This window comes from Deltaproteobacteria bacterium (assembly GCA_016208165.1).
In the GTDB taxonomy this organism is placed as follows: domain Bacteria; phylum Desulfobacterota; class Desulfarculia; order JACQYL01; family JACQYL01; genus JACQYL01.
The window spans coordinates 24,058-30,950 of the sequence record JACQYL010000129.1; the positions used below are offsets into that span (position 1 = coordinate 24,058).

Annotated in this window: 6 protein-coding genes; 1 reads left to right on the forward strand and 5 read right to left on the reverse strand. The window is 55.1% G+C overall.

Features of this window, described 5'->3' with window-relative positions; translation table 11 throughout:
• Window positions 1–557 precede the first annotated feature (557 nt).
• Entirely contained in the window at window positions 558–1,133 is a 576-nt protein-coding gene (amrA, locus tag HY788_23135; protein ID MBI4777038.1) for an AmmeMemoRadiSam system protein A, read from the forward strand.
• 54 nt (window positions 1,134–1,187) lie between these two features.
• Here the strand turns inward: amrA and HY788_23140 are convergent, their stop codons facing one another.
• The 5 genes from HY788_23140 to HY788_23160 form a co-directional block, all read right to left on the reverse strand.
• Window positions 1,188–2,288, reverse strand: a complete 1,101-nt coding sequence (locus HY788_23140; GenBank protein MBI4777039.1) for a hypothetical protein — start codon at window positions 2,286–2,288, stop codon at window positions 1,188–1,190.
• 82 nt (window positions 2,289–2,370) lie between these two features.
• Complete coding sequence (gene mnmG / locus HY788_23145) at window positions 2,371–4,290, reverse strand: tRNA uridine-5-carboxymethylaminomethyl(34) synthesis enzyme MnmG (GenBank protein MBI4777040.1); 1,920 nt, start codon at window positions 4,288–4,290, stop codon at window positions 2,371–2,373.
• A gap of 164 nt (window positions 4,291–4,454) precedes the next feature.
• The gene (locus HY788_23150; protein MBI4777041.1) at window positions 4,455–5,480 is read right to left on the reverse strand and encodes a hypothetical protein; all 1,026 of its coding nucleotides are present in this window, start codon (window positions 5,478–5,480) and stop codon (window positions 4,455–4,457) included.
• Window positions 5,481–5,660: 180 nt separating this feature from the next.
• The gene (locus HY788_23155; GenBank protein ID MBI4777042.1) at window positions 5,661–6,209 is read right to left on the reverse strand and encodes a cob(I)yrinic acid a,c-diamide adenosyltransferase; all 549 of its coding nucleotides are present in this window, start codon (window positions 6,207–6,209) and stop codon (window positions 5,661–5,663) included.
• A gap of 478 nt (window positions 6,210–6,687) precedes the next feature.
• Window positions 6,688–6,893, reverse strand: a 206-nt coding sequence (locus HY788_23160) for a TonB-dependent receptor (protein ID MBI4777043.1), incomplete at its 5' end; no start/stop codon positions are given.

Sequence of the window (6,893 nt, forward strand, 5' to 3'; positions counted from 1 at the left end):
CGTCGAGACACCAGTCACGGAGTCCGAATAAGCAGAAGGGATTTGTAGTTAGCCTTGCGCCGGAGAATTTAAAGTAATAAGAATTACCACTTGAGTCGGCGCTTGTCAATAAGAAACCGAAGCCAAGAAGCCGAAGGCATCTGCCGGTATATCGGGTTAATGCATAACCCTTTAATCTTTCATGGTATACGTCATCTTCCAAATGGAAAATGACTCATAATCCCGAGGCGCCGGAGTTTTGGCGGACGCACACACTTGCATCCATGTCCCCCGCAAGCCCGGCAGGATATTCAAGTGGTTGCGCGTATCGTACCAGCCTCGTGTCTTATCGGCGCGCGCTCCAGCTCCAGTTGGAAAGGTGTTGCTGAAACGTTCCTAAAGGCTTTGGAGTGCGCCTTCCTCATGGATGTGTGGGCTACGCCGGAGGAAGGGTCATTCTGGGACCGGGGTCGCCGTCTCCCACCTTCCAACATCTGATCACCTTTTGACAGGTATCAACATCGTACCTATAGTACATTTAAAATACGTTCGTAGATACGACAGATCGGAGTTTTGGAATGCAAGAGCATAACATGACCGAAAACGCGAAAAATGAATTGTTGCGTATAGCAAGAAAGTCAGTGAAAGACCGTCTCGAAGGTGCTTGCAGTGTCGCGAAGGATCCTGAAAACGAGGAGCTTTCATGTCGGTGTGGAGCCTTTGTATCGTTGCACAAAAAAGGGGCCTTGCGGGGATGTATCGGTGTATTCACCTGCGACAGGCCTCTCTACGAGACAATCGGCAACATGGCGTCGTGCGCCGCTTTCGAGGACCCGCGGTTTCCGCCGTTGAAAAAATATGAAATCGATGAGGTTGACTTTGAAATCTCCGTGCTTTCTCCGCTGAGACGGATCTATGATCCATGCGAAGTGGAAGTGGGCGCCCACGGGATCTATATCATTCGCAGGAACTGCAGAGGAGTACTTTTGCCTCAGGTGGCCACGCAGTATGGATGGGATCGGGACACCTTTCTGGACCATACTTGCTTGAAAGCTTGTCTGCCGAGGAACGCATGGAAAGACAAGGAGACGGAAATCTACGTATTTACCGCCGATGTGTTCGGTGAAAAGGAAGTGAGCTGCGACCAGGCCTAGTATGCTGGTCTGCCGGGTGGCCGGATCGTTGTCGCACGGAACCGGAAGAAAGGCTTAGTCGGAGTCAACCACCCTGAATCGAAATCCGGCGCCGGGGCGTGGAAGGGCATAATCGGCATCCGGGGGCAAAAGGGGCTTCATCCTATCGATGAATATCGTCGGATTGGAGCCGGGGACAACCCTCAAGTCGTCCGGGTCATCGGACGGGGGTCTGAAAAAATCCTCCCAATGGGCCAATAGTACAAAACGTGGCCTGGTTGCTTCGATGATTCCCTCCGGATAACCCTCGACCTCATTAAAGCCCGGCACGCAGAGTATGGCCAGATCAATCCGTTTCTGGTCCAAAAGCCCCGATTGCGGAGGAATGCCATACGGCGCCGTGGCGGCGGCATCCTGATAGAAGATCCGGAAATCCACCCGCTTGCCGTCCGGTCCCAGAAAATCGATGAGATAAGTGACGGTATCCCCTTCCTTCCATCCATAGGCGGTGTAGGGAAGAGTCTTGAGCTGTTTCTCGACCTTGCCGGAAAAAAGGCGCACGCAGAGAGCGTGATCGTAGGCGCAGAAATGGGGGGCATGTTCCGATTCAATCGCCATGAACCGGATCCCACCGCCTTCCTCCGGCCACCATTTACCGGGCGCACCCTCGGGAGAGCTTTCAAGTATGCCCGCAGGCTTGGCGAATGCGTCGGGTGGTATCGCAACCAGGCGGTCTTCCGGCAGAACGGAGCCCAAAATGTTTTTCGCGGTTGGACACCCGTAGATCTTCGCGTACGGGGATCGGTACTGAGCAATGTAGGGGATGTCCATCAAGTGGTCGTAATGCGTATGAGCCACCAGAATATGGCGTACGTCGAACACCGTGGGGAGAAACTTCTCTATGAGCAAGGGATCGGATTGAATTTTCCCAAAGGCGACCCGAAACATCGAAGGGTTAGAGAAAAAAGGAGCAGTGAGAAGAGCGTGCTGTCCCCTCCGGATCAGAAAACCGCCCACTCCTAAGTATTGAACCTGCACATGATCCCGGGATTCGGACGTGTAAAGCGGGAATTTCTCCACGCCGTCATTAATGGGCAGGCCCTTGACGGAGCCGGCGCACCCGGCCGCCGTCACGAGGATAAGAATCACGAATAGTACTTTGTTAAGAGGGTTCATGGGTCCGTCCTCGCTCTTGATCAATCAGCCGCATCACCCGAACGGCGCGATCCATCCGCAGGGTCTATCGGGCGGCTACAGGTCAGGTATTGGACACCTTGTCTTGATGGGACGCTCTAACCGAGTTTCGCTTCATCCACACTTGAAGAATGCTCAACGCAGCAGGGGTGACTCCCGAGATACGGGAAGCCTGGCCCAAGGAACGGGGCCGGATGTTAGTCAGTTTTTCCTGCATTTCGTTGGACAGACCCGGGATTCCTCCAAACTCCATATCTTCAGGTATGAGTTCCGATTCCGCCTTCTTGAACCGTGATACGTCTTCTTCCTGCCTTCGAAGGTAGCCTTCGTATTTGATCTGGATTTCCACTTGTTCGGTCACCGCCGGCTCGAGGTCCATCAGAGATTCGTCGAACAACGCCAGTTTTGATAGAACCATTTCAGGGCGACGAAGGATATCCGCCAGGGTCGCGGGATTGTACAGGGGAGCCGTACCCAGTTCCTGAAGGCGATCGTTCACCGTTGCAGTCGGCTGAAGCCGTTGCCCCCGCAGTCGTTCCAGCGTGGCGTCAATCTGCTTTCGTTTTTCCAGAAACGCGGAATACTCGTGATCGTCCACCAGGCCCAGGATCCTCCCCTTATCTCGCAACCGGATGTCTGCGTTGTCTTCCCGGAGCAGAAGCCGATATTCCGCTCGACTCGTGAACATTCGATAAGGTTCTTTGGTGCCCCGCGTGACCAGATCGTCCACTAGAACGCCGATGTACGCGTCCGAGCGCCCCAGGATAAACGGCTCCTGTCCCATGGTTCGAAGCGCCGCGTTGATACCCGCCATCAGGCCCTGGGAGGCGGCTTCCTCGTAGCCTGACGTTCCGTTGATTTGTCCGGCGAAAAAAAGTCCACTCACGGCCTTGGCTTCCAGCGAATGCTTCAGATGAATCGGGTCCACGTAGTCGTATTCGATGGCGTATCCGGGTCGAACGATCTCCGCTTTTTCCAGACCCCTGACCGAATGCACCATACGAATCTGAGCTTCGACAGGGAGGGAAGTGGGTATGCCGTTGGGGTATACTTCCTCGGTTTCCAGGCCTTCCGGCTCCAGGAAGATCTGGTGTCTTGGCTTCTCCCGGAAGCGCACCACCTTGTCCTCGATGGAAGGACAGTAGCGTGCTCCCGTGCCTTTGATTACACCGGCATACAGGGGAGATTGATCCAGGGAGCTCAAAATGATTTCGTGCGTTCTTTCATTGGTATAGGCGATATGACACGGGACTTGGTCGCGATCGATGCTTTTTGTTGAAAAAGAGAAAGGCCGCGGATTTCGGTCACCGTGTTGGGGTTCGAGCCCCGCGTAATCTATGGTGCGGCCGTTCAGGCGAGGAGTGGTGCCCGTCTTGAGCCGTTCGACGTGAAATCCCAGGTCTCCGAGACAATCCGAAAGCGTGTTGCTGGGTGGGTCCCCCATTCGACCGGCCGGAAAGTTCCTGAGGCCGACGTGGATCAAGCCGTGCAGAAACGTACCCGTGGTGAGGATGACGTTGGGCGCCATGAACCGTTGTCCCAGGCTGTTCTCCACGCCCTCGATAGACCGGGCTTTCACCAGCAGGCGATCCGCCATGGCCTGATTGATCACCAGGTTCTCCTGTTGTTCCAGGACGCACCGCATCGCTCGCTTGTAGAGATCCATGTCCGCCTGGGCTCTGGAGGACTGAACCGCGGGTCCCTTTTTCGTGTTCAACCGGCGAAACTGTATGCCCGACCGATCGATGATTTTCGCCATCTGACCGCCCAGCGCATCGATCTCTTTTACCAGATGCCCTTTGGCGAGCCCTCCAACCGCAGGGTTGCAACTCATGGCCGCAATGTGATCCACATTGATTGTCATGAGCAGGGTGCGGCAGCCCATGCGAGCCGAGGCCAGAGCCGCCTCGCAGCCGGCGTGTCCTGCCCCGATCACGATTACATCGAAATCGTGTAATCTGTCGCTTGTGTTAATCCGTGTCATTGTCGCCCAAGGTCAGGGTGTGGAAGTCCCTATGCGTTCCCGTACGATCGTCGGTGTGTGCGGCCCGTAGGGAATACGTGGTTTCGTGAGGGGATAAGGGCTCGGATGTCGGCAATCCGGGGAACGCCGATCAGGGGAAACGACTCGAGATGTCCGGACCGATTCTAAAAGAACCCTCGCATCTCCTTCGCAGCTTCTTCGGGTGTGAAAAACGTAAGCGACTCATCGTGCAATCGCTCGAAATAGTTGATATCGGACACGTCGAATCCGGGGAGGTTGACCCTTGGAACCACGCGAGCCAGGTGAAACGTCGGGGTTCTCTCAGTTTTTGAACAGGTATAAAGCGCCAGGTTATAACTCTGGATGTACTTACTTCCGAAGAACCGGAGCACCCGACATAGACCGTCCGCAAAGTCATGGTAAACAGACTGATCCATTTCGATGAAAGAAGGGCCTTCCGGATAAAGGCCCCAGACGTCGTACATTCCGGTTGGCGCGAACGCCGACAGCCAGTGCACGGCTCCGGTGCGTCCAACGTAGCGTTCTCCGGCATGCTCCTCTGTTTCGAGGAGTTCGAGAAAGAGGGCCGATGGCCGGTTCCCGTCCCGAGCGTCGGCTGCTCGAATCAGTTTCTCATGGTAACGCGTGGGCTTATCCGTGGCCAGGACCTGCAGATGGGGATGGATCAGACCCGCGCCGGACAGCGGCATGTAATTGGCGTTGACGGAGGCGAACGTAACATCGGGAGAACGATCGAGCACGAGCTGAAGGTATACGTTGGACGCGTTGAACCCGTCTACGAACATCCCAGGAGTAAAGGAGGCAGGATCGACAAAATGTTCGGGTCCGAGAACCACCACCGCACTGTACTCGGCGTAGGGAAACGCGTTGGGAAACATGATCGCCGAGCCGCTTTTAATACGTCCTCCGGGTGCTCCGAAATCCGATGTAAACCGGGTCGTTTTATCAAACACACATTCGGGACAGAAAGGGCAAATCTTTCGAGATCTTTCGATCAGTTCCGTCAGGTCTCGCGCCTCAAAACGTTTGAGTCTGAAAGGCACCACCCGGCATACGTGGCCCGTTATCGGATCCGTACGGATTTCACCTTCCAGAGTCACGGTTTCGAAGTTCTTGAAAGGACTTTCGAAACTCGAGGCCTGCCGCTGCACAAGAAACTCAAGACTCATATCGTATGCTCAATTCGCCAACATCGACTTGGCGGTCCATGTGAATGATGATCCACCACATTTATAAAAGGCAATCCGTATTTTCATCATGAACCGTTCGGAGCCTCTCCTTGTCCCAACCAAAAGGTGGACACCCAGACCTTCCCTCGGGCTAAGGACGGCATGTCTCCGGACAGCCCTTCAAGCGGTCCTGCGGTATTTATCAATATATTCTGAAACGTCTATATTGCGGCGATCGGTAACCAGATCGGCCTTGTCGATGAGCCAAACCGGAGCCGTTTCTCCGGTAAGCAAGAGTTCCACGTTATCGGGTCTCGCCCGAAGAAGACTCTTGATCTCCTCGTCCGTCACCAAACCCGCCTCGAGAGCGTCCAGGAGGGCGTCTCCTACGACCAACGCGTATGTGCCGGATTGGAGTGCGCCCGCCAACTGGGTTATACCCTCATGGGCCGGATCGGTCCCGTGTTCGGCGCCCGACGGTTCGTTCTCTCCGGTCCCTCCGAACAACTCCACGTCGATGTAGGGTATCAGTTTACGGACACTGAGCGGTTGTTGGATTTCCTTATCCCAGAATCGAGCGATATAGGTGCTGGAGTTGTACGTGGCCAGCCGCACGGCCAATCCGAAAACGGCCATGCTCTTGCCAAAGCCGGCGCCGAGGTACAACTGCACGAATCCCCGTTTCAGCAGTTTCGTTTCCCGGAAAGAAGGACAGAGAGTCTTTGTCATGCCGTTTCCTTCACCTTGCCGTAATGCGTGTCAAGAGCGGATGTTCCGATCATCCATAAGCGAATTCGCTCCGGATCGATCACGCATCTGCATTTTCCAACTCGAATGCACTGTCCGAAGCCGACCGATCCTCCCCGCCTGTCGCGTTGTACATAGTCCAACCTACCGATTTCCTGTCGCCCACTTCTTTTCAGGTGCATGGGTTATGCGCCGGAGGGAAAGGGGTTTCGAGTCAAAAGGCAAAACCGAAAGCTTCGAACTTTCGTTCAGATTCGGTCTTTAGCGTACGCGCGAGAAAATTGTCAAGGGATTTCCGAACCGACGAGAGGGGCGAGGGAAGCTCGAGACTCGTAGGCGCCGGTTCGAAGGGAAGAGGGGGCTTCCTCCCGAATTCCCCCACGCGCCGAGGCGAAAGTGACGGCGTCTAGCTCTTGCGGAGGCGGTTCCGGTAAGTTAGCCGTTATGCGGATCGGGAGCTTCAGAAAGCGATCCTGATCGTGCCAAAATAGGATCGGCCCGGAAGAGGGAATCCGTAGAAATCCGCGTATTGCTTGTCCGTGATGTTCTGGACCTCGAGGGTGGCTGTGAGCCAGTCGAATGGCCGGTAGCTTATGCCGGCGTTGTGCAGATGACGGGCTTCCACCTCTCCGATGTTTGAAGCGTTGAGGTAGTTCTTGTCAACGT

Bases quoted from the DNA above. Each gene is read 5' to 3' on its own strand.
- amrA (MBI4777038.1), top strand. From the start codon at position 558: ATGCAAGAGCATAACATGACCGAAAACGCGAAAAATGAATTGTTGCGT.
- HY788_23155 (MBI4777042.1), bottom strand. From the start codon at position 6,209: ATGACAAAGACTCTCTGTCCTTCTTTCCGGGAAACGAAACTGCTGAAA.
- mnmG (MBI4777040.1), bottom strand. From the start codon at position 4,290: ATGACACGGATTAACACAAGCGACAGATTACACGATTTCGATGTAATC.
- HY788_23150 (MBI4777041.1), bottom strand. From the start codon at position 5,480: ATGAGTCTTGAGTTTCTTGTGCAGCGGCAGGCCTCGAGTTTCGAAAGT.
- HY788_23140 (MBI4777039.1), bottom strand. From the start codon at position 2,288: ATGAACCCTCTTAACAAAGTACTATTCGTGATTCTTATCCTCGTGACG.